The 24,497-nt window shown below is 38.1% G+C and carries 14 protein-coding genes; 6 read left to right on the top strand and 8 right to left on the bottom strand.

From position 1 onward, the window contains the following. Positions 1-9 precede the first annotated feature (9 nt). The 3 genes from R8749_RS00090 to R8749_RS00080 all read right to left on the bottom strand — a co-directional run bounded on the left by R8749_RS00090 (position 10) and on the right by R8749_RS00080 (position 6,151). Positions 10-4,755: an immunoglobulin-like domain-containing protein gene (locus tag R8749_RS00090; protein WP_317696757.1), complete on the bottom strand. Its 4,746-nt coding sequence runs from the start codon at positions 4,753-4,755 to the stop codon at positions 10-12. A 418-nt stretch (positions 4,756-5,173) separates the two neighbouring features. Next, complete coding sequence (locus tag R8749_RS00085; protein WP_317696755.1) at positions 5,174-5,605, bottom strand: hypothetical protein; 432 nt, start codon at positions 5,603-5,605, stop codon at positions 5,174-5,176. Between the two features lie 54 nt (positions 5,606-5,659). Then, positions 5,660-6,151, bottom strand: coding sequence for a sigma-70 family RNA polymerase sigma factor (locus R8749_RS00080; RefSeq protein WP_317696753.1), 492 nt, complete (start codon positions 6,149-6,151; stop codon positions 5,660-5,662). A gap of 734 nt (positions 6,152-6,885) precedes the next feature. Between R8749_RS00080 and R8749_RS10760 the strand changes: the two genes are divergently transcribed. Then, positions 6,886-7,005: a putative holin-like toxin gene (locus R8749_RS10760; RefSeq protein WP_425613200.1), complete on the top strand. Its 120-nt coding sequence runs from the start codon at positions 6,886-6,888 to the stop codon at positions 7,003-7,005. Between the two features lie 212 nt (positions 7,006-7,217). Here R8749_RS10760 and R8749_RS00075 read toward each other — a convergent pair whose 3' ends face one another. From R8749_RS00075 to R8749_RS00065, 3 genes are all read right to left on the bottom strand, one after another. After that, positions 7,218-13,325: an immunoglobulin-like domain-containing protein gene (locus R8749_RS00075; protein ID WP_317696751.1), complete on the bottom strand. Its 6,108-nt coding sequence runs from the start codon at positions 13,323-13,325 to the stop codon at positions 7,218-7,220. A 206-nt stretch (positions 13,326-13,531) separates the two neighbouring features. Further along, the gene (locus R8749_RS00070) at positions 13,532-13,759 is read right to left on the bottom strand and encodes a DUF2922 domain-containing protein (protein ID WP_317696607.1); all 228 of its coding nucleotides are present in this window, start codon (positions 13,757-13,759) and stop codon (positions 13,532-13,534) included. 11 nt (positions 13,760-13,770) lie between these two features. Further along, entirely contained in the window at positions 13,771-13,962 is a 192-nt protein-coding gene (locus tag R8749_RS00065) for a DUF1659 domain-containing protein (RefSeq protein ID WP_317696610.1), read from the bottom strand. A gap of 305 nt (positions 13,963-14,267) precedes the next feature. Between R8749_RS00065 and R8749_RS00060 the strand changes: the two genes are divergently transcribed. The 5 genes from R8749_RS00060 (at position 14,268) to R8749_RS10745 (ending at position 18,780) form a co-directional block, all read left to right on the top strand. Next, the gene (locus tag R8749_RS00060) at positions 14,268-14,924 is read left to right on the top strand and encodes a hypothetical protein (RefSeq protein WP_317696749.1); all 657 of its coding nucleotides are present in this window, start codon (positions 14,268-14,270) and stop codon (positions 14,922-14,924) included. Further along, positions 14,921-17,758 carry a BspA family leucine-rich repeat surface protein gene (locus R8749_RS00055; RefSeq protein ID WP_317696747.1) on the top strand — a complete coding sequence of 946 codons (2,838 nt, stop codon included), beginning with the start codon at positions 14,921-14,923 and terminating at the stop codon, positions 17,756-17,758. The genes R8749_RS00060 and R8749_RS00055 overlap by 4 nt, the downstream gene beginning before the upstream one ends. A 216-nt stretch (positions 17,759-17,974) precedes the next feature. Then, positions 17,975-18,055: a putative holin-like toxin gene (locus R8749_RS10755; RefSeq protein WP_425613231.1), complete on the top strand. Its 81-nt coding sequence runs from the start codon at positions 17,975-17,977 to the stop codon at positions 18,053-18,055. 250 nt (positions 18,056-18,305) lie between these two features. Beyond that, positions 18,306-18,419, top strand: coding sequence for a putative holin-like toxin (locus R8749_RS10750; protein ID WP_425613195.1), 114 nt, complete (start codon positions 18,306-18,308; stop codon positions 18,417-18,419). 280 nt (positions 18,420-18,699) lie between these two features. Beyond that, entirely contained in the window at positions 18,700-18,780 is an 81-nt protein-coding gene (locus R8749_RS10745; RefSeq protein ID WP_425613232.1) for a putative holin-like toxin, read from the top strand. A gap of 386 nt (positions 18,781-19,166) precedes the next feature. On the opposite strand, the gene R8749_RS00050 is transcribed toward R8749_RS10745, so the two are convergent. Both R8749_RS00050 and R8749_RS00045 read right to left on the bottom strand, forming a co-directional pair. Beyond that, positions 19,167-23,927: an immunoglobulin-like domain-containing protein gene (locus tag R8749_RS00050; RefSeq protein WP_317696744.1), complete on the bottom strand. Its 4,761-nt coding sequence runs from the start codon at positions 23,925-23,927 to the stop codon at positions 19,167-19,169. 268 nt (positions 23,928-24,195) lie between these two features. Next, positions 24,196-24,426, bottom strand: coding sequence for a hypothetical protein (locus tag R8749_RS00045; RefSeq protein WP_317696622.1), 231 nt, complete (start codon positions 24,424-24,426; stop codon positions 24,196-24,198). Positions 24,427-24,497 lie beyond the last annotated feature (71 nt).

The following is a 24,497-nucleotide window of genomic DNA, read 5'->3' as shown; positions in this document are numbered from 1 at the left end:
GAAGAAAGATTAGTATGATTTAAAACTGGCATAGTCGCCTTGGATCCACTGATCTTTGCCAACTTTATAGAAGCCGTTTTGTTTGCCGGATGTCTTCCAGCGCGTATCGGTCATGAGCTTTCTTTCTGGATAAAAACCACCGGACGTACCAGCGCTCTTCCAAAGATTAACGCCATAGCCTTTCTCATAAACGATCGTTACTTCCCCTTTGAGTGGGATAAAGCTATCAATTGGACTAAATGATACATATTTGCCGTTGATCCATTGATTACGACCCACGCGGTAGAAAATCTCGCCTTTTGCATTGATTGCTTTTTGGCTAATCTTCCACGAACTGCCATGTGCCAATCGCTGGCCCGTCTTATTCCCCGCCGGTGCGTCATAAACCATAATGCCATAGCCAGGAACGTAATTAATATATCCGATTGCCTTTAAAGGCGTCGCCTTCCAGTCACCAGTAGTCTCCCTTGGCAAAACTGTAATGTTTCTGACCATTGTCGTCGTAAGGCCACTCGTATTAGTCGCTTTATAAGTCAATTGATAAATGCCTGGCCTCAGAGTATTTACTGAACCAGTCACCGACACTTCCGGATTACCTTTTGCATCACGGGCAATTCCTGCATAGTTTTGAATGCTATTATAATTGCCTTGATACTGATGGAAAATACTCCAAGAACCGACAACCTTAAAACCACTGTTAGGGTCAAAGTTATCACCGACGTAAATCGTTGAATCATCACTATTTTGGAAGGTAAAAATTGGTGCTGATTGATCAGCAACCGTAATTGGAACCGTAATGCTTGATTTACTATCCTTATTGTCAGGATTGGTGTAAGTAAATACTACCGGATACGTGCCCGCTTTGCTTAAATCAAGTTTGCTGACATCAGCCGTGAGCGAATCAGCCGAAATTCCTTTTATTGAAGACTTCCCGTCGACGAGTTTTAAATCCTGCACCCCTCGATAGAAATTCCCTGGAAACCTCGTAATTGCCGTCTGATAGTCTCCCGTATTACTGTCAAAACCTGTCGGCCACCGATCGTATGAATGCTTGGAATCAGTATTACTAATCCCAAATCCACCATAGAGATATAATGAGGAACCGGCTCGATTATTTTGCTGCCAGCTGTCTAGAAAAGCACCCACTAACAACTGTTTAGTCTTTTCTGGTGAACCGGTAAAATCAGGATTTCCGGCTACTAATGTATTTAAAAGCAGATTCTTAAAGCTCTGCGGAACGTCTCCGGCTTTTAAGACTGCTCCATCATCATAAGTCGTTGTATAAGGACTTAATTGACTGTTAAAAGGATCATTTCCTTGACTGACATCAGTTACTGAAAATGACGGCTTAGTTGGTTTAACGGGTTCAGTCGGTTTATTATCATCCGGCGCTGAAACAGCAGCCTTATCATAAATGACGACGTTAATCCGTGCCCGGCCGGCATTTTGTTTAATACGAGGTAAAGTTGCTTCCACCCACTTTGTATGTTTAACGGTGTTGGGATTCTTTTTCGTAACTTTAGCAACTTCTGCTGCCAACTCATCTTCGGTAATACCCTGCTTCCTCGCGGCATCAGCGATCGTTACTAGCTTGTAGCCAGTACCGTCAGTTCCGTGACCATTGCCGTCAGTGCCCGAATCAGTGAACTCTGCTTTAACGCTTGGATCAGCTGCTTTGTTGTTCGGATTTTGCGTTGGATCATTATATAACACCGCGAGCTTAAGAATCTTTTCCGCATTCTCTTCTGGTGTTGCGCCTGGTGAGTCTTTTTTCGCTGGATAAGTAACACCATTAAGCGTTAAGTCATCGCCTCCCGGATCATTAATCATATCGCTAGACACGGGTCCAATTGAGAAATCTTGTGAGACGAAGAACCGACTATTGTTCTTATGCGCTGCATTCCCTTTTGAAAACTCCCCGCTTGGATTATTGTATAGATTGGAATTGTAGTACGCCCGCTTAGATGCTTTTGTCTGATTGATGTGATCACCTAAAAGGTAAAAAGCAACAGATCCAGGAGCTCCCGAATAAAAACGAACATAACCAGCTAAATAATACTTGGCTTCAAAATTAGGAGAGTCAACTTTACCAATAGAATCTCTGTCAAAACTCACATTTTTGTTGTAAATCAGCGGTTTAACATTTAAAGTTCGATTTCCATTGTCATCTTTAACAGTAGTGTTCTTATCCCATGTCTGAACAAAATACTGGGAATCATCCCAAATATGAATATTACTAAAATTATTACCGTCCTTATTAAGGATATTAGTAATTCCTGAACTATTAGGATATGTAACTCCATTAACTATCCTATTCATGTTATAACTAGTGCCTCCCGTACCACCAGTTATAAAATCAATTCCAAAACCTGAGCTCCCACTAACTGTAGGAACACCTTGTGTTTCATCGTTTTCAACATCTTCTCCGTCGGTCCCAACTGCACCATATTTAACCAATGTTCCTGCTGAACCAGATCCAAATCTGATCCACCTATTTGTACGACCCCCTTCGTCCGGGAAAGGTATTTTTAAAGTGGAATCTGGATCTCCTGCAGGTTTATTAGTCGGGTATACTCCCGCATAAAAATAAGTATCTCCATAACCATCAGCTGGCTCGACTCGATCAGTTTGTTTTGAATATGCCGTCCCTTTTTGAGCACCAATGTGAATTCCCTTGGTTGCCTCTGGATTGTTTGGATCGTCTAAATCTAACCACTCTTGCGGCTTAATCGTCGAATTCGAGTTATCTTCTTTTAACGGTTCCCCATCGGTGGTTTGAGCTCCCGCACTGCTCATGACCGTCGAATAAGGATTATCGTATGATTTGTAAATCCAAGATGACACCGGTGCTTCATAAGTAAAACTCTTTTGAATCTGCCCATCAGCGCTTTTGTCATTAAAACTGCCGTTACTTGAAATAGATTTAGCAATCGAATCTACATTACTATCTTGCAGCTCCGGACTGTTAGTCACAAAGTGATTAGCGTCATATGATTCTTTAAAATAACTTGATGGGGTAAATAAATGCTTCACTTTACCAATATTTGAAGACTTGGTGTGATCTGATGTTCCAGCAACATTTACATCTTGATTCATATTTTTTGCAGGAAGCAAATCATTCTGACGTTTTGTTTCTTCAAAAGGTGAACCCTCAGAAGTTTTGACGTCAGGCAGACTAGAAGCTGACTTAGTAGTCCAATTTCCATTGTTAAAAAGCTTATTAGTGTCTATTAGATGATCGTTGCCGCCAAACCACCCATCAGTTGTTGGCTTATTGTTCGGATCAGTTATAAAAACAGGACTAAGGGTGTTTCCAGGATAAAGTTCTATTGAATCGTTAGTTTTGATGCCTTCGTTGGTATTAAACACATTATTATACTCACGATACTGCTTCGTTTTTAGTCTTGTTTCCCAACCAGAAATAGTAGAATTATCATTAAAACTTTCAGGCCCATCAATTCCGGAATGAACACTGAGAGCATTATTATATCTTGAATCAACTGCCCCACCAGCTAGTCTGTTATTTGCCCATGGTACCCCAACTTCATCAGAACCAATTTTATTCTTCTGTGTCCCCTCATAGAAGTGACTATAAGACACGTCTTCCCATTTCTTATTAGTCCCAGCAATTGGGTTCTTTGCATCAGGTTCGCCGGGGGCAGTTGCCGCCTGGACTGCCTTCATCGGTGCAGATTCATCAAGCGTGTTGTTTCCTGCAATTTGTCTCTTTGAGATTAGTTCCGCAATTTGCTTAGCGGTGGTTCCACGTGGAACAACGATCGTCCCGCTGCCGTCGTTACCAGTCACCCAGAATTTCGGCGTCTTTGAGAAATCAAGCTGATTAATAAAATTTTGCGAAGCCGTCGTCAAATTAAGCCCAGCAACATCTTTACTAGTAGAATCAAGCGCATAAACACTGTCATCAACATAATTATTGAGCTTCGAATTAGAAACACCAACAGGCAAAGTTCGATTGTTCAGTTTAAAAATGGCTGTTGCTTTCTTGCCAGTACCTTTGCTGCCGGCAACAATCGTAATGCTGCTCGTTGCTTCACGAATAATATTAGCTTCACTCTGCGCAACATTATCGTAGCCATTGACGTAAATCTGTGCATATCCATCTTCAGGATTCCCGAAAAAAGCAGTCCCCAAAACATCAGAGACATTGACTCCTTCGCCAATTCCTGGCTTTTCCGTAACTCTTCCAGAAACAACGCTTTTGCCGCTGTCGTTTAAGGGATCTTGATCTTTTGAACTAGTCTTAGCACCTTGTTTTAAGTTAAGACCGATCCCGCTGCCAATTCCTTTTGAATTTAAAATTTGCGCAATAAATCCAAAAGCTAAGTTGTACTTATCATAAACATCACGATAACTCGCATTTGAATTACTTCCTGTCGTATCATTAAACAAGATCTTACGAGTGATTGAAGTAGAATCATTAGTTGCAATCGAAAGATCGATCAGCTGCTTAACTAAATCCTGCCCGCTCGGATCAGGTCCTAAAGCATCTTTTGTCGGATACCAATCAACTATTGCGTCCGCAGGACCTGCATTCTGCAGAAGCTGATCGTAATCATTTGAATTAGAAGGATCAGTTTCTCGATCCCAAACATTGCTTGCTTGAACTTGTTCAGTTTGGTAAAAAGCAGTAAATGTACTTGTTAGTGGTGAAGCCAATAATAGGACTGTACTGAAAATCCCAGTAATCTTAAGTTTAATCCCTTTATTCGTAAATTTCCTCTTTGTAATCTTCATATCAACATTATACCTTTTTGCTATCTATCCATGATTAAAGTTTATTGTATTTTTAAATTATTCCAAAAAAATAAAACCCAGTCTTCTGACTGAGCTTTACAAGATTAATGAAATTTAAACCTTAAATAGTATAACACTAAAAATTATCTAAATCTAGAAAAATTTAATTACATCTAATGCACAGAAGCAACAATTCCGAGCTTTAATAATTAATTTTTCTATTGGACTATTAAAAGGAATCATCGAAGTCAACTAGATAAAGAACAAATTCCAGCAAAGTACCAGGCGCTTCCCGAATTAATCAGAACCATTCTCGACCACTACTAAAATTTCGTACCTTTCTGCAGCTTTGACATAATGCAAAAAAAGAACCGATTGTTCTGAAAATAAAGATATCAGAACAACCGATCCTTTTCTATTATTGAATTAAATTCAATACCTCATCTGACTTAATCTCGAGCGCAAAAGCAACAATTCCAACCGAATATCCACGTTTCAAAGCTTTAATAATTAATTGTTCTTTGGGATCATTCGTTTGCTCCAACAATTCATCAGCTTGTTCCTCAGAAAGATAAATCCCACATTCGGCTGATTTATCACGATCTGAAGATTCTTTCTCAACAAGGCGCTGTGTCACAAAATTCAGGGCTTTACCCCGAAATTCTTCATCACTTTCCAGCTTACTCATTGGCTCACCCCAAATGTGGCGATAATCATTAAGACCTGTCATGCCAATCACGGTGTATTTATCAGCTTGATCACTGATTGCCGGCATCTCCTTAATCCTTGATTTAATTAAACTGTATAAATTGGTATATCTGTCAAAAGACTCATCAAATTCATTACTCATGCGAAACCTCGATTTATTGTAGTAGTATAACATATTGTCAGAAATTCTCTGTGACTAAGCCAAATTATGTATTAAAACATTGCGCACATGCCGGAATATCTGCGATACGCGTCCTTCACTTAAATTCAGATTTTTAGCGATTTCTCGATGATTGTATCCATTTAAACTAGCATTCACAACGTCCAATTCACGCGGCGTACATTTATCTGCTAACAATTCTCTCAACTCAAACTCTGTCAAATTATCTTCATCATCGATTAACTCAAAATCATCGATATCACCTTTAAAACCGCCCAGATTGTTGTGTCTAATTGTATCAATCGTCCGCCATTTAATATGAGTAAAAACCACTCTCAAGAATTCTTCGACTCCCTCGTCTGAATTTAACTCGCGCTGCCATTTTTGTTGAAATTCTATAAATAAGATAATTCCGTCCTCCACGTAATCGTTGAAATCAATATGAGTAAAAGGTACTCCGGCCTTAATAACTGCTTTAATAACTAAATCCTTGTTTAACATGTAAATTTCCCATCCTTTGTCTTCCACTTCATTAACCTCCGAAATATTAATATAGATGCTAAGTAACATATTGTTTTCTCCTTCTTAAATCAATTTATAAACTGATTTATTAATTGGGATTTGAATTTAAGAAAACTCAGTTTAATATTTTCTTACCCAATATTTCCGTCACATATATACATTACGCAAAAAAAACAAAAACCTTCAAAAATTAATTAAAATTTTTTGAAGGTTTTTCAAAAATTATTCTTACATTTAATATACCGAATGAGAAACTAAAAACTTTAGCCCTAAAGTAAAAAATATTTACCCATTTATATATTTAATTATTAGTAAGCTTTGTAGAAGCCATTACTTGTACCTGCGTTAACTCCATATCCCATAAAATAATTACAAGATACTTTCACAACTAAAACAAATAACGTAGTAAATCTATAATATTTATAATAATGTATTTATTCTTTTTTGTCAATAATATTTTAATTTGTCGTAAAAAATCAAAATTGTAAAAAATAGAACCCTGTTGATTCTGAGTTCTATTTTCTGATTTGCAACGAGCACAAAAAACGTTTGTTCCTAAGTTCCAAATAACCGACGTATAGGTTGTTGGTGCTTACGCTGAAATTGGCGTATTTTAAAATATCGTTTTGGACATTTTGTGGTTGCTGTTGACATCAAACAATCAAACAATAAGATGTTATACTACTAAACGGAAGTTTTAAGGGCGGTGGCTGTGTAAATCTTCGAAGGAGGTGTTGCGAATGATTTTGCAATTACACTCGAAAGGAAAACGATCCATTTTGTCTGTTTATGAGACATTATGTCTGATGATCATGTTTGGAGGCTTAATTGTTTCCATCTTGAAGTATAAAGACAGATAAAAAGCCGCCCTACCATTAACTTTGTCTAGTTATAGGGCGACATCACAGTTACTTTTATAATTAGTCACCGCCTTTAAAGCGGCCTACTAGGACTGGTGTTCAAGCACCGGTCCTTTTTTATTACTCTTATATTATATAACCTAAAGCAAGCTTTTGCCAATATTGCGCAAAAAAAAGAACCCAGAATCAACTGAGTTCTATTTCTTTAGCTCTTAGTAAGCTTTGTAGCTCGCATAGTCGCCTTGGATCCACTGATCCTTACCAACCTTGTAGAAGCCATTCTGTTTGCCAGATGTCTTCCACTTGCTGCCATGCTGCAACTTACGTCCTGGATAGAAGCCGTTTGTTGTACCTGCACTCTTCCACAAGTTAACTCCGTAGCCCTTCTTGTAGACGATCTGTACTTCGCCTCTCAATGGGGTAATCGTGTTAATTGGCGTGAATGACACGTACTTGCCGTTAATCCACTGGTTCTTGCCTACTGCATAGTAAACGTCTCCCTTTGTATTAACTGCTCTCTGGCTGATCTTCCATGCTGTACCATGGGCTAATCTCTGACCGGTTGCCTTGCCTGCTGGTGCATTGTATACCATAATGCCATAGCCTGGTACATAATTGATGTACCCTACCATCTTATTAGGGGTTAATGTCCATTCAGCTGCATTCTCTTTAGCCAGTACGGTAATGTTTCTAACCATCGTAGTCGTTGCACCGCTGATACTTGTTGCTTTATACGTTAACTGGTAAATACCAGGTGTATGAGTATCAACATGTCCCGTAATTGTTACCTGAGGTGTGCCGTCACTGCTCTTAGCAATTCCTTCAAAGTTAGGAAGCTTCGAGTAATCTCCGCCGTAATTGTTGAAGATTGTCCATGAACCTACGACCTTGTACTCATTCTCATTAAAGCTGTCCCCAACATTAATGGTACTGTCGGTACTGCCCTGGAAGGCAAATACAGGAGCACTTGAATCAGTTACCGTAACTGGTACGGTAATGCTTGCAGTGTCTTTAGCATTACTTGGATTAGTGTAGGTATAAACTACTGGATAAGTTCCAGGTTTTGTTACATCTACTTTACTGATATCTGCACTTAAGGCAGTCACTGGAATTCCATTGATCTTGCCACTGCCGTCAGTAAGTCTCAAATCTGCTCCTCCACGGTAGAAGTCCCCTGGGAAGCTGTTTACTGCATTGCTGTAGTCACCAGTTCCATCAACATAACCTTTCGGCCATTGTGAGTATGAGTTCTTCGTATCAGAATTACTGATTCCAAATCCGCCATACATGTAGAGTGGTGAACTTACACCACGTCCTGAGTCAGTCTGCTTGAAGCTGCCGTCATTCTGCTGCCAGCTGCCGAGGAATGAACTAACCAGAATCTGCTGTAATTTATTAGCTGCTACTTTGCCTGTACTGTCTACTAAGTCAGGGTTGCCAGCTACTAGTGTTCTACTTAATAAGTTCTTGAAGTTCTGTGGAACATTTGCGCTTGTTAATACTGCACCATCATCATATGTTGTGGTATATGGACGAAGACTGACATTAAATGGATCGTTTCCGCCAGATACATCTGTTGTTGAGAATGATGGTTTAGTGTCTTGTTTAGTTGGAGCTGGAACTGCTGCCTGATCATAAACTACTACGTTTACTCTGGCTTTGCCCCAGTTGCTGTAAAGACGAGGAAGAGATGGAATATAGTAGAATGCGCTAGCATCTCCGCCATTCTGCATTAACTGTTCAACTAACTTAACACGATCCCACTTGTTAGCACTGTTATCTTTATCATTAGGAGTAACTTTAGCTTTAGCATCATTACCACTGATGTTAACGTTGTAAGCTTTAGCTAATGTTGTGTAGCTGTCAGGATCACTGATGGCCATTCCGTTGTCATTTGCGTCAACGTCCATGGTCTTATTGATTCCTTCTTTGCCGTCAGCTGCATTTTCAGTTGACTGATTTACACCGTCTTCTGACTGTAACTTACCGTTTACAACTATAAAGTCTTTCTTCTTATCGTTATCAACAGTCTTAAAGAATTTCTTAGGTGCTTTAACAATTCCGATTGAGTAATCATCAGAAGTACCGATCTTCTCAGAAGCATCAGCTTTCTTATTTTTGTTGGAATCATCAGAAAGTTCGTTTGAGTTACCAAGCCATGTTTTACGATTATCTCCACCTGATTTATTAGCACTGATATCATCAGTATTTGAACCTTTATCAAACAGCTCTGAATCATAATGAGGATAACTCTGATCAATACGAGTGTATGCGATTTGATTGTTTACTGGACGAAGTTTATCTAGTGTTACCAAACTAGTAGAGGAATCAATACAGTCGTATTTCTTTTGATCAGTACTATCAGTATTAGTATCTATACGATCTTTAAGATCACCAGTTGCCGAGGAACTGTTCTCCAACCTAACATCACCTAAGTAGAGATGATAATTATCATAAGTAGTTTTTACATTTTGTGTTCTATCCCAACGTCCATCATAGTCCAAACCACTAATATGAACATATCTAGCAGTAGCAACCTGACTCCATGTTGTTTCAACAGTTCTAACAACCGAAACAGGAACTAAATATTGAACATTTAATGATCTTTTAATCTTAACTTGAGGAAGATCAGATGAATCATTCCAAGCCAATCCGTAATGCAAATCGGTATCAGAAGCAAATTGGCCTAATGCAGCTGTATCTGCTCTAACAGTATGAGAATCATCTGTAAATCCTGGTGTTTTTAAGAAAACAGGTGCTCCAAAACGAGCTGAACTTAAAAGATTGTTATAAATGCTTCCTCCAAAATTAGAATCTTGGGTAACAAGCTGCGGACTAGATGAAGCATCATCAGTATCTGTAGTAGTATAATTTGTAACTGTTACACCCTTACCAGCTCCATCACCATGTATGCTCATTACTCCAAGCAACCCACCACGATATTTTGGATCATCGTTTAATGGACTTATATAAGGTAGTTCTCCATTAGTAAAGTGCGTAATATTAGGAGCTGTCCCGGATATATTATAAATTCCATCAAGGTTGTTTAAACCACTTGTAGCACTGGCTGGAATTTGATATTTAGAAAGCTTCTTACTTAGAGATTCACTAATACCTGAAGCATTAATTAAAACATAACCTTGATTCTTTGCTAACTGGAGATGCCTTTCTGTACGACTTTGTGGATATTTCCAAACAACATATCTTTTATTTATAGGAGCACCAACTAAATAGCCTCTAGAATCAGAACTTGAAACATAGCTAGGTGAACTACCGCTCACATTAGGTATGAAAAGCTCGGTATAACTCATGTCATTGGTAAGTCCACTTGCTGGTATTACCCATCCCGTTGTTTTACCTCCAACTGAGTCAGTGATATGATTCCCCCATCCAACTCCTCCGCCAGTCTCAGGATGAAGGAAATTAAGTCCATTACTAGTATGAGGGACAGTAATATCCTTAAAATCATCATTGTTATTAGCATCATCAACTTGTTCAAGTTCAGTCGAGCTTAATTTATAATCATGATTTATCTTAAGATCAGCTGCATCAGCTGAACTTCCTGGATATTTTCCGTCTAAAGAACTACTATAATCGTTACCTTTAAGAGGATCATTTATACTAATTGGTTGAATAATCCAATCTTGAAAAACATTATTCTTTCCCACGTCTGCATCTACTGGAAAATTATGAGTAGGAGAGCCATGTTGTTTAACTTTAGAATTAGTATTATAAATACCAGGTTTTTCAGTAGGTGTTGTTACGTTAATAGAGGAACCGGTGCTTGGACTACTTTCAAAACGGTGTTTCTCCCAAGTAGCATCACTAATATGAAGAGAATTAGCAGTGTTATTGCCATTACCTGTACTAGGATCTGGATTTATATTAATCTGATGAGCAGTTTTATCCGTAATTTGATAATTATAATCAACATCGTCCTTAGTATTGGTTGCAGCAGTACCATGATAATTCACATACCAAGGGTTCGTATACGGCAACGTTGCCAATGAAGTACTATCAGTTTTATTGCTGTACTTACCGTTAAAACCATCAGTAGAATTATTCATATCACCAGGATGTGTTACAAGCGGTTCAGCTAATCCTGCAGGATTATCAAGTCCCCCTGTAGGGAATGTACTGCCGTCATCATACTTATCATTAGTAAATTCAGTATTCCCCTGGGCGAAAGGCAACGCCGTAGAGATGACCGTACTGTAAGGATTACGGTAAGACTTAAATACCATGTTGTTCAAAGGTGCTTCATATGTAAAGCTCTTCTTGATTGATTTACCAGTTGTATCCGTAAATGAACCATTAGCTGCAACTTTATCCTTGATCTGCTGTTCGGTTGTCCCAGTAAAAGGCGCAGTTCCAAAGATGCCGTGAGTACTGTCCCAAGCTTCACGAACCATAAATGGTGAAGCAGCATCTTTCTTGCCGTCTTTTGGTTCAAAAGCATGAACTACATCACCCAGCTGATTTTCCGCATTACCAGGAGCTAAAGTGTCTGATCCAGTCATTCCACCCCCAAACGTTGAAGCTGCGTCTGGACCACCAAATGGATAAGTAGTAATACCGTAAGGCCTGTCATTAGCAGAGTTACTTGGATCAATAAAATAATCTGACTGGTCTTTATTTGCGTCAGTATGAACACCAACACCCTTATTAACCGATGAATCTATATTTCCAACAGAATAAGCGGGCCAGAAGTTTACACCACCAGGAAGTCCATGCCCGAATTTTTTAGTATCCATATGACTGGCGCCAATTGGCGTATCAATCCCATCTGCACTGGTATCAGCCTGATTCGGAATCCTTTTAGCCACAGTATTGTCATAATCCTGTTTAATCCCATCATTTCCAGTAGAGTTGGTGTCAAGCGGGGTATGAAGGAGCTTGTTGCTAAAGTCAGTCTTTAAGCCAGCCTGAGATCCATCTTCTTTTTGTCTCGGATCAGCGACTGCCAGGTAGTTGTTATCCGGTGTTCCAGCAGGTAGAAACTGATCATTGCTGACAGGAGTAACATTTCCATTAGTTTGTTCAGTTCTATCTCTAAGATTTCCCGCACCAGCTGCCGGTTCATCGAATTTCACATTATAGGAGTTATCCTTAGTAGACAAGCTGCCGGAAGGGTGAGTACTAAATTCATCGCCATGAATAGCCTTCATCGGAGCAACGTTGCGGATAGAGAAGTTGCTTTGGTATTGAAGCTGATAAATCTTCTTGGCAATGACATCAGCGCTCGTCCCGCGCGGCACGACGATCGTCCCATCACCAGATTTGGGATCAACCCAAGCAGTCGACCCACCACCGGTGAGCTGAAACTTCTGATCATCGGTCAAGCCATTTCTAAGATTGGTGGTCTGATTAAAGGCCCCGTTGGTAGAGTCCCCTAACCGCGACAAGCCTTTAGAATTAGCTTCAGCTTTCTCAGACTCAGGAATATATTTAGTGCCCCAAGTACCGGAAAATGCGGGCGACTTATCGATTCTGTTCTCTAACAAAACCTTATCAGGCAGCTGATTAAAAGTCTTGTTGTTAAGTTTAAAAACGGCAGTCGCTTTTTTACCAGTAGCTTTGCTCTGGGCAACGATCGTAATGGAAGAAGTCGTTTCGCGAATAATATTTTCCGTATTTTGCGAAACGTTATCATAGCCATTAATATAAAGCTGCGCATAGGCATCATCAGGATTGCCAAAGAAGGCAGTACCTAAAACGTCAGAGATATTAACGCCGTCTTTAGACTGCGGAATTTGGCGGATGATATCTCTCGGAGTTTCGCCAGTATCAGCGAATTTATCCTCATTAGGATCAAAATTCCCAACTTGTATTCCATCAGGCGATTCAAAGCCTTGTTTAAGATAAGCACCTTTCCCAACCCGAGCATTTTTGAATGCTAGGATCTGGGAGATAAAGCCAAGAGCGAGGTTATATTTATCGTAAGTATCTTTATAACTTTGATTAGCATTATCGCCGGTAGTATCATTAAAAAGAATTTTCCGAGCGTCAGAAGTAGAGTCATTGGTAGCGATCGATAGATCGACTAATTGTTTAACTAATAGAGACGCATTAATATTTTTACTGCTGGCAAAACGCTGAGCGGGGTACCAGTCGACTGAACCGTCACTAGGTCCAGCGTTTTGAAGTAGCTGGTCATATTCACTTAAATTAGGGTTATCAACATCGTAATCCCAATTATTACCGTCAGCGTGAACATTAACTGCCTGAGCAGCAGCGGTAAAAGCACTAGAGATAGGAGACAGCAGCAGAAGAGCTGTACTCGCTACTCCAGCAAATTTGAATTTATGATTTGCTTTCATAATTCTCCCTTTCAATCTTTTTGGTCATTTATGATTATAACTCAAAATTATTTTTGAGAAACCAAAATATGTACCAATATCAATACTGTAACATATTTGCAACAGTAATGGTAATTTTTATTGTAAAGGGCATATAACCACGCAAAAAAAAGATCACCTATTTCTTAGTGATCTTCAATGTTTAATTTGGAATTTAGTTTTTATAGTTAGTTTGCTGGAACGACTTCTGTTTCTGTCGTTTCAACATATTTTGCAGATACGGGTGTCTTATAAAGAAGATTTCCGTCTTTGTCCTTAAATAAATCTAGAGCAGCAAGATCTTCCATTGCTTTTGCAACGGTCTCACGAGATAAATTATCGTTCACATAAGTGAAACTCATACTTGTGTTCTTGCCAGCTTCATTTTTAAACTTCAATTGTAATACTTTTGCCATTTGACTCCTCCTTAAAATTCCTTTGTTTCAACAGCTCTAACTTGTTCGAGACTAGCGTTTGGTGAAAGACTAGCGACAACTTGTCCTAACTTTTGTGCCTTTACATCGTCAACTCCTGCAACGACATTAGAAAAAGTTTTAGTTTTTCTATCTGCTCCTTTAACCAAAGTTACCTGTAAATTAGTTTTTAAAACCTTAGACATTTCAATACTCCTTCTGTTTTATTTTCGTAAGATGACTCGGCCGCTGCCTCTTACACTATATATATCGTATGAACTACCGAAAACTTTAGCCCTAAAATAAAAAAATTCAGCTTACGCTGAACACATTTAATATGAAGAAACACGTCCGTTATTTGAATGCTTCCGAGCTTTTAATTAATCCAATCATAAAAAATAAGATTTCTAGGTTTTTGATAAATTTTTTTTTAAAAGGTAAATAAAAAGAACCCTAACGGGATGTTAGAATCGGGTTAAAGACAATTTTTCACAACTGAAAGGATTTATTAATGAATTGGAAAAAAGCAAAGCTGCCATTAATTTTCATCGTGGGATTTATGGTATTGTTTGCCTTTAGTAGTATCATGCCTAGAGAAAACAGTCGTGCTGATAATTTAACGTCATCAAATAACTCAAGCAAAACTTCAGCCAATTCAGCTAAATCTTTGTCACAAAAGGGTAAATTAATGCCTCAGGGACGAAGCGGCGTTAGTCCTCAAACTCTTGGAACAGTTGTCAAAACTAACGATTTTCGCCTCAAAGTTGATAATCAGATCAATGTTTCTAATCAGCCATTTGAGGTTTTAGACTGGGACAGTGTCCCTGATATTTCTGATGGTTACGTGATTCAACGAACTAATGACTCAACTCTGCCAACCAATGATGCTTTATGGCAAATTCCGCCCACTAATTACGGTAAACACATAACGATTCTTAATGTCTACCCCGATAACTGTAATTACCTTCAGACTTGGATGAATCAAATTGATCCTGGTACGGGGCAGCCTGTTTCGATGGGGTTAATTAACGTTGTGCCAGTGTCTTTCGCTGATTTTAACAGTAATCCCAATCAGTACTTAAAAGACGCAGCAGGAAATTATCAGTATGACGGTGTCTATTTCGGTTCTGAAGATGGTAACGGGGGAATGGACCTAACAACGATTTGAACGCAACTTCGTATGCAGCAACAGTTGCTTACGGTCAAACTGGACGTTCAATTATCTTGGGGCACGATACAGTATATTATCCTCATACATATTTAGCTCAATTTGGTCCTAGTCTAGGATTAAAAATATTGCCAGGATATCCCAGCAGTGGGGGAAACGTTGGGTTAGGCTCAACTAAAGTTAAATTTTCAATGGATGGATTTTTAAATCAATACCCATATAAATTTACGTTAGATCAGACATTGGAAATCAAATTCTCGCATTCGTCCGGCCAATACTATTTATATCAAGGCGGGGCACAAAAGTGGATGGAATACGAACCGCCGTTTTCTTTTGCTGGAGAAGCGAAAGATATTAATTATCTTGATGAAAATAATAATCAAGTACCTGGTGATGATGGGCATCGAATTGCTGATAATAATTTCTATCTCGTTACCAAAAACAATTATGCGATGATCCAAACTGGTCATTCGATTTTCAACGGGATGAGTGCCTGTACACCTGATGAAGCAAAGATTATTGCTAATATGATTTACTATACCAGCACCCTAAATATGACCACTCATGGTGAGGACCATACAGTTAAAGACAGTGCCGCGCCGGAAAAGCCGACGACAACAGTAACAACCGATAATGATAAAGCAACTATTACGATTAAGGCCGCTGATCTGGGAACAGATTATTTTTACCGAGTAAAAGCCAAAACAGCAAGTGCCACTAAATACTCAGACGTGGTTAAATCGACGATCACCAGCGGTTTAAAAGGATATGTTTATCAAATTGACAATAATCCTAATGGTGTAGTAACTCCAATCAAAGATGTAAATGGCGAGGTCTCTAATCTTAATTTAATGCCGGATGGGACTGGGTCGGGAACGGTTAATGTAAACCGCGCCGACGGGATTAACAAGTATCTGCATGTGATCGCAGTAGACAAAAACAATAATTTTGATCCTGCTAAAATGCAGACGATTAATTTGAGTGATTATCTTTGGTGGAACGTTGATAGTAATAATGTTTTAACAATCTATCCTCACGAACTTAACTGGGATCGAGATCATGTCAATTGGGTTGATACTAGCGGTTATACTCAACAGGATTGGCCATGGTATCCAAAACATAGTGTACTCAATACAGAAATAGTTAAAGCAATAATTTCACCCGGAGTTACAGCAAGAGGATCGTTAATCAAACTGTTTTCACCATTACGCAAAATGACATCTATTGAAGGACTAGAAATGCTTGATACTAGTGAAGTAACTAATATGGCATCCATGTTTAATGGTTGTCAGTTGTTAACTAGTTTAGATGTATCTCATTTCGATACCAGTCAAGTAACTGATATGCAATATATGTTTCAAAGCTGTGATTCACTAACTTCTTTACATGTTGAACATTTTGATACCAGTAAGGTTACTAATATGGCTGGAATGTTTTATCGTGATTCATCATTAACTGGTTTAGATGTATCTAATTTTGATACCAGCCAAGTTACTAATATTGCTTCGATGTTTGCTACGTGCCAATTATTAACTAATATCGATGTAAGTCATTTTAATACCAGTAAAGTAACTAATATGGCAGGACTATTTAATGGCTGCATGAATTTATTATCAGTTAACGTAACAGGTTTTGACACTACTCACGTGACTAATATGGCTTACATGTTTGCTTATTGCAAGCAGTTTACTAATTTAGATATTTTAAACTTTGACACTAGTGAAGTAACCGATATGCAATATATGTTTTATTGGTGCGGAAAAATGACCGATTTAAAATTTGATCCGGATAAGTTTAAAACAAATAAAGTAACTAACATGGCTCAGATGTTCAGACTATGCTACGTATTAAAAAGTTTGGACGTTAGTAAGTTTGATACTAGTAAGGTGACAAATATGCAACTTATGTTTGCTGATTGTTCCGCTTTGAAAGAATTGGACGTTAGTCACTTTGACACTAGTAATTCTACAAATATTAATGGAATGTTTTCTGGTTGTGCAGGATTAACTAGTATAGATGTAAATCATTGGAACACTAATAAAGTCGATAATTTCAATAGTTTATTTCAGAGTTGTACCAAATTAACTAGTTTGGATTTAAGTAGTTTTAATATCAGGAGAACTCCCGGTTACCTTCGTACTTGGATTACTAAAAATACTCCCTCTCTTTGGAAATTAACGCTTGGACCGAATTCAGTAATTGAAGAAGCTCTACTTACCGATCCAGTTCGCGGAACTCAAATCAACGATTTGGATCAGCCAACACCAATTTACTATGCTACTAATCCACAATGGCAGGAATTAGGTACCGGAGGAACGCCTCACGATCCTAAGGGACCAACTCTTAAAGCGAGTCAAATTACGACTGATTCTGTAACCCGTCGCGACGTTAGAACTTATGTCTGGGATCAAACTGGATGGCAAACATTTTATACTTATGCATTAATTGATTTTGGATTCCAAAAACCAGCGTTTACCAATAAAGAAGTGAAAAGCACTAACCAGACTTTCACCGAAACTGATACAAGAAATGCTCGTCAAGGTAAAACTTGGAAGATTGAAGCCTCTGTTACTAAACCAATGCAATTGGATACGGACTCGACTAAATCCATTAGTGGAAACCCTCTTTGGTTTTACGATACAGACACTGGCAATAAGTACAATTTAACTTCAACTGCACAAACCGTTCACACGGGTGCTGCGGGTGCAGGTTATCAAGATAATATTTCAATACCTTGGAATTTAGCAATTAAAACTAACCCAATTGATATTCCAGCAACCGGTCACTATACTGGTCAAGTTACATTTACGCTCGTAAACGATTCTGGAATTTAATGAATTTGAGAAATTATGAGGCAAGTGGACTAAGTTGAGCTGGTGTTGCAGCACCGGCTCTTTTTGTACTTAAATTATATATCGTTCTTCAAGCACTTCTATAAAATTATCATTTTGGTATACTATTTCAGTAAGAAGTTTTGAGGGCGGTGGCTGTGAAATTTCGAAAGGTGGTGGTTTTTATGAACCTAAATCTTATGGAAAGGAAACAGCGTCTTGGATACGTTCCAGGTATTATCTTTGCTGTTCTCGTTTGGTCTACTCGTCGTAGCCATTCTAGATCAGAAAAACAGATAACGAAAAAAGCCGTCCTATACAAAAACTTTGACAAGTTTATAGGACGACTGTAAGTTTTATAAATTTAGTCACCGCCTTTGAAGCGGCTTACACTGGAGCTGGTGTTACCGCACCAGCTCTTTTTGTACTTAAATTATATAATGTAATCCATTGTTCTTCAAGTATTTCTATAGAATTATCATTTTGGTATACTAATTCAGTAAGAAGTTTTGAGGGCGGTGGCTGTGAAATTTCGAAAGGTGGTGGTTTTATGAACCTAAATCTTTGTTATTGGCGCAACGTCTTGGATACGTTCCAAGTTTTATCTTTGCTGTTCTCGTTTGGTCTACTCATCGTAGCCATTCTGGAACACAAAGAAAAATAAAAAAAACCGTCCTACCTAAACTTGGGTCAGTTTATAGGACGATTTTACTAATCTAATATAATGAGCCACCGCCTTTGAAGCGGCTTACACTGGAGCTGGTGTTTGAGCATCGGCTCTTTTTATACCTAAATTATATAATGTAATGGATTGTTCTTCAAGCGCTTCTATAAAATTATCATTTGGTATACTAATTCAGTAAGAAGTTTTGAGGGCGGTGGCTGTGAAATTTCGAAAGGTGGTGGTTTTATGAACCTAAATCTTATAGAAAGGAACAGCATTCTTGGATACGTTCCAAGTGTTAACTCTGCTGATCTCGTTTGGTCTACTTATCGTAGCCATTTTAGATCACAAAAGTAGATAACAAAAAGCCGTCCTATGTAAAACTTTGGAGAGTTTATAGGATGGCTTAATCCATTTTTATAATATCGCCACCGCCTTTGAAGCGGCTTACATTGGAGCTGATGTTAGCGCATCGGCTCTTTTTGTACTTAAATTATATAATGTAAAACAAACTTATTCAAGGAATGCAAATTCCAAGTGTTAACTTTTCTATTTTTGGTCTACTCGTCGTAGCCATCCTAGAACATAAAGAAAAATAAAAAAACCATTCTATACATAAACTTTGGCAATACTAGGATAGCATAATAATATTCTATGATCAAGAATTACACTTCTATAAAAAATAGGACTCGGTATGTTGCCCCGAATCCTACTTAAACGTGTAGAGAATTTATGAAATTTAATGTATTAATATGATTTATAACTTGCGTAGTCGCCTTGAATCCATTGATCCTTACCGACTTTATAGAAGCCGTTCTGCTTACCGCTTGTCTTCCATGATGTGCCGTGTTTTAATTTACGACCAGTATAGAAGCCGCCAGTTGTTCCAGCACTCTTCCAAAGGTTAACACCGTAACCTTTCTTATAGACAATTTTAACTTCACCTTTGAGAGGAGTTATTGTATTAATTGGACTGAATGTTACGTATTTTCCATTGATCCACTGATTAGTTCCGACCTTGTAGAAAGTGTCGCCATTAGCATTAACTGCTTTTTGACTGATCTTCCATGAAGTGCCGTGAGCTAATCTCTGACCTTTTGCACCAGTTGCTGGAGCAGTGTAAACCATAATACCATATCCTGGAGTATAGTTGATATATCCAACTGCCTTCATATCATTCATCGTCCAGTCTGTTGTTGATTCTTTCGGTAAAACTGTAACGTTACGAACCATTGTTGTTACTGCACCACTAGTGCTTACTGCTTTATAGGTCAACTGATAGATCCCAGGTGTATTTGTATCAACATTTCCGCTAACTGTGACTTGTGGTGTTCCGTCACTGTTTTTAGCAATGCCTTCAAAATTAGGTAACTTGCTGTAGTCGCCGCTGTAATTGTTGAAAATTGCCCATGAGCCTACAACTTTGTAGTCATTCTGGTTAAAGCTTTCACCAACCTTAATTGTTGAATCTTTAGAATTTTGAAAGGCAAAAACTGGTGCTGATGCATCACTAACAGTAACTGGTACTGTAATGCTTGCAGTGTCTTTAGCATTGTCAGGGTTAGTATATGTATAAACTACTGGATAAGTACCGGGTTTTGTAATATCTAATTTGCTGACGTCAGCTGTTAGAGCAGAGAAGGGGATTCCTTTGATAGTAGTCTTGCCATCTGCTGTTTTAAGGTCTGCACTTCCACGGTAAAAGTCGCCGGAAAAACTATTAATTGCGTTGTTATAATCGCCACTGTTATCAATGTAACCCATTGGCCATTGAGCGTATGAATTTTTAGTATCAGAATTACTAATTCCGAAACCGCCATACAAGTAGAGTGGGGAGCTTACGCCAGAACCAGAATCAGTTTGGTTAAAGCTGCCGTCATTTTGCTGCCAGCTGCCAAGGAATGAACTAACAAGAATCTGCTGTAATTTATTTGTTGAAACTTTACCAGTTGCGTCAACTAAATCTGGATTGCCAGCAGTAAGAGTTGTGCTTAACAAGTTTTTAAAACTATCAGGGACGTCTGATGTTTTTAAAACAGCACCGTCATCGTAAGTTGTTGTGTAAGGACGTAAGCTTACATTAAATGGATCATTTCCGCTGCTTAAATCTGTAGTTGAAAATGATGGTTTTGTATCTTGCTTAGTAGGAGCAGGAACTGCTTCTTTATCATAAACAACGACGTTAATGCGAGCTTGACCGGCGTTTGTTTTAACACGAGGTAATGATGCTTCAAGCCATTTAGTGTTTTTAACAGTTTGAACTGATTTACCAGTAACTTTAGCAACTTCGTTTGCTAAAGCATCAACTGTTGTTCCTTGCTTTTCAGCTGCTTCATCAAGTGAAACTAATTTGTAACCATTATCGGCTGTGAATTCGTTTTTAACTTTAGGATCTGCTAATTGATTTGCGGGATTTTGGGTAGGATCATTATTTTTAGCTGTAAATTCGATAATCTTTTCAGCATTAACTTCTGGATTAGTTCCTTTCGAAGCTGGATAAGTTACTCCATTAATTGTGAGGTCGGTTCCACCAGGATCACTAACCATATCTGTTGAAACAGGTCCTACAGAGAAGTCTTGTGATACGAAGAAACGGCTGTTGTTTGTGTAAGTTTTTGCTTCCCCAGTACTTAAATCGTTAGCAAAATATCCGTTAGGATTATTGTAAAGATTAGAGTTGAAATATGCTCTCGTTGATGCTGCAGTTTGAGCAAGGTGATTACCTATTAAAAACCTTTTAATTGTATAGTCACCAGAACCATCAGGAGCTAGTTCAAAATATCCAGAATAGTAATACTTGGCTTCAAAATTAGGTGAATCCACAGCTGACAAAGTTTTCTTTTCAAAACTATCTGAATTTATTCCACCTGCTTGATTAGGATCTTTTGTGATGTTTATATTATATATCAAAGGCTCAGGTTTATCTGTAGGAACAAATGTGTCACCCTGCGCTTCTTTAGTTGTCTTATTTTTATCCCATGTTTGAACAAAATATTGGGAATTATCCCAAACTTCCATTTTGTCATAAGGGTTATTGAAGTTTAAAGTTTCTCCGTTCAAACCATTTTCTAGGCCAATGTTTTTTCCATTCATAACCCATTTCTGATTTGATCCATTGATAACAAGTCCCCCTGGCCCATTTATTTTACCAGTACCTATACCTATACCAGAATTATCAATAGTTGATTGACCAATTTCTTTTCCAGTAGTAGAGCCAGAACCATAACTTTCAGTATCTGATCCTACTGCTCCATATTTTACCAAAGTTCCTGACGTACCCGCTGGAATCATGATTTTATTTCCAGTATTTACACTAGGAAGTCCTACTGATCCTGATGTTCCATTTATCATCGTATTAAAATCAATTGTCAAGATATTGGTAGAATCAGATGGCAAACCCTTCTTAAATGTTCCTGCCCAGAAGAATACGGGATTAGTTCCACTTGGAGTTGCATCAAACTCATATGTAGAAGGATTATAATTACCAACAAAAATAGGTGATATATTTTCAGAAAGTTTTATATTTTTTGGATCGTCTTTTGCTTCCTGATTATTAGGATTTGATAAATCAAGATATTCTTGAGGCTGAACGGTTGAATTTGCGGTAGAAACTGTTTCATCAAGCGTTTTACCATCAACAGTTTTTGCACCTGCACTACTTACAACTGTAGAGTACGGGTTATTGTAAGACTTATAAAGCCAAGCAGAAACAGGTGTTTCGTATGTAAAGCTTTTTTTGATTTGAGCATTTACATCAGTACCAGAGAAACTACCATTATTTGCGATTTTACTTGCAATATCATCGACATTATTATCTTTTAAAGAAGGACTATTTGTAACAAAATGGTTAGCATCATAAGCTTCTTTAAAATAATCAGACGGTTGGAATAAATGTGTAACTTTTCCGACATTAGTTGCTTTTTCACTATTATCATCTAAAACTCCAGCGACCTTACTTTTTAAATCGGTCATATTTTTTGCGTGGCCCAAAGAAACATCATCTGAATCAAAAGGTGTCGCTTCCGATTGTTTAACTCCTGGTAAAGAAGCTGCAGACTTATTAGTAAATTTTCCAGTCTTACTTGGGTCAAAAAGTTCATTTGTATCAATCATACGTGTATTCATTTTGGTAGTATTGTAGCTTTGACCAAACCAACCATTTCTTGAGTTAAATGGCCCATTGTATTCACGATTTTCATTTATCGTAGAAAAAACAGAAAAAGCTGGGTTATCAGGACCATTAATTCCAGTATTAATACTGTCAGCAAAGTTATATAATGAGTCACTACCTGAACCGTTTGCTTTAGCAACTCCTGTACTTTCGTAAAAATGATCATAAGAAACATCTTTCCAAGTGTTACTGCCTGTAGGTGCTCCTGCAATTTCGTTATCAGCACCGGCGTCAGCAGGCATTTTGGCCGCTTGAACAGCCTTCATTGGAGCTGATTCGCGAAGAGAGTTGTTCCCATCAAGCTTACGGTCAGCAATTAATTTAGCAACTTGCTTTGCAGTTGTGCCGCGAGGTACAACGATTGTTCCTGCACCATCATCTTTAGCATTAGCATTTTTTGTACCGCTAGCCCAAAAAGTTGACTGCTTTGAAAAATTAAGGTTATCAATTGTGGACTGAGAAGCAGTAGTCATATTAAGGCCAGCGATCTCGCCATTACCGTTTTTATTGTCAAGGGCATAAACACTATTATCAACGTAATTATTAAGCTTCATGCCGTCAGCACCCTTAGGGAGGGTCTTATTGTTAAGTTTGAAGATTGCTGTTGCCTTTTTGCCTGTTGACTTACTTTGAGCAACAATTGTAATACTGCTTGTTGATTCACGAATGATATTAGCTTCGTTTTGCGAAACGTTGTCGTAACCATTCAAATAAATCTGAGCGTAAGCATCATCCGGGTCGCCAAAGAAAGCTGAGCCTAAAACGTCAGAAACATTTTTTCCAATCTGTGCAGCGTGATCGGCTGGATTTTCTTTGATTTTGCCTGCAATAACAGAATTTCCATCACTATCAGTTGGATCTTGATCTCCGTCAACTGCGTCTTGTTCAAGTTTTGCACCAAGACCTGACTTAGAATTGTTAAAATTAAGAATTTGCGCAATAAATCCTAAGGCAACGGGATATTTATCATAAGTAGTTTTATATTCAGAGCGAATATCGTTAAGGTTACCTACAGTATCGTTAAAAAGAACTTTTCTAGCATTAGAGCTTGAATCGTTCGTTGCGATTGAAAGGTCGATTAGTTCTTTAACTAATTCTTGTCCTGTCGGGTTGTCTCCCAATGCATCCTTAGCAGGATACCAATCAACGATCCCATCACTAGGACCAGCATTTTGCAAAAGTGCATCATAAGAATTGATGCCAGGATTATCAACGTCGTAATCCCAATTATTTTCCGCGTGAACTGTACTAGTATTAATAGCTGCAGTAAAAGCACCTGTTATAGGTGATAATAACAGCAATGCAGTACTAGCTAAACCAGCTACTTTAAATTTCATTACTTTCTCCTTCTTTGTGAAACTTAGTTTCAATTATACCGCAATTATGAAACTTTTCACGCATTTTTTAAATCTTAAGTTTGCAAAATATGAAACAAAATTTAGTTATCTAACTAGTATACGATTTAATAATACGTCGTTTTATAATCAGTTTTTAGGTTCAGAAGTGTCTATAAAGTAAATCCAAAATTTAAAAGTAGAACGAGTTTTTGAAAAGAAAAAAAGTAGAACTCAATTTCTCAAATTCTACTTTCTCTTGTCTTAAAATCTATTTAAGTTTCTCGATTTCTTCAATGCTGAGATCGGTTAAATCGCTAATCTCTTGAATGGACATGCCTTTGTTCATTAACTTACGGGCAAACTCTTGCTTTCCTTCAACTTTTCCTTGTACTTTTCCCTCGGCCCTACCTTCGACTTTACCTTCGGCTCTTCCCATTGTCCACTGGGTCTCCAGACCTGATTCGTAATCGAGCTTCATTTTCTCAATATGATTTAACATCTCTTGCTCCTTTCTCGACGATAATTCCGTCTATAAGAAAATTACGCAAAAAAGAACTCAATCATTCAATT

This window comes from Xylocopilactobacillus apis (assembly GCF_033095965.1).
Classification (GTDB): Bacteria; Bacillota; Bacilli; order Lactobacillales; family Lactobacillaceae; genus Xylocopilactobacillus; species Xylocopilactobacillus apis.
This window is presented reverse-complemented; position numbering and strand designations above follow the sequence as displayed.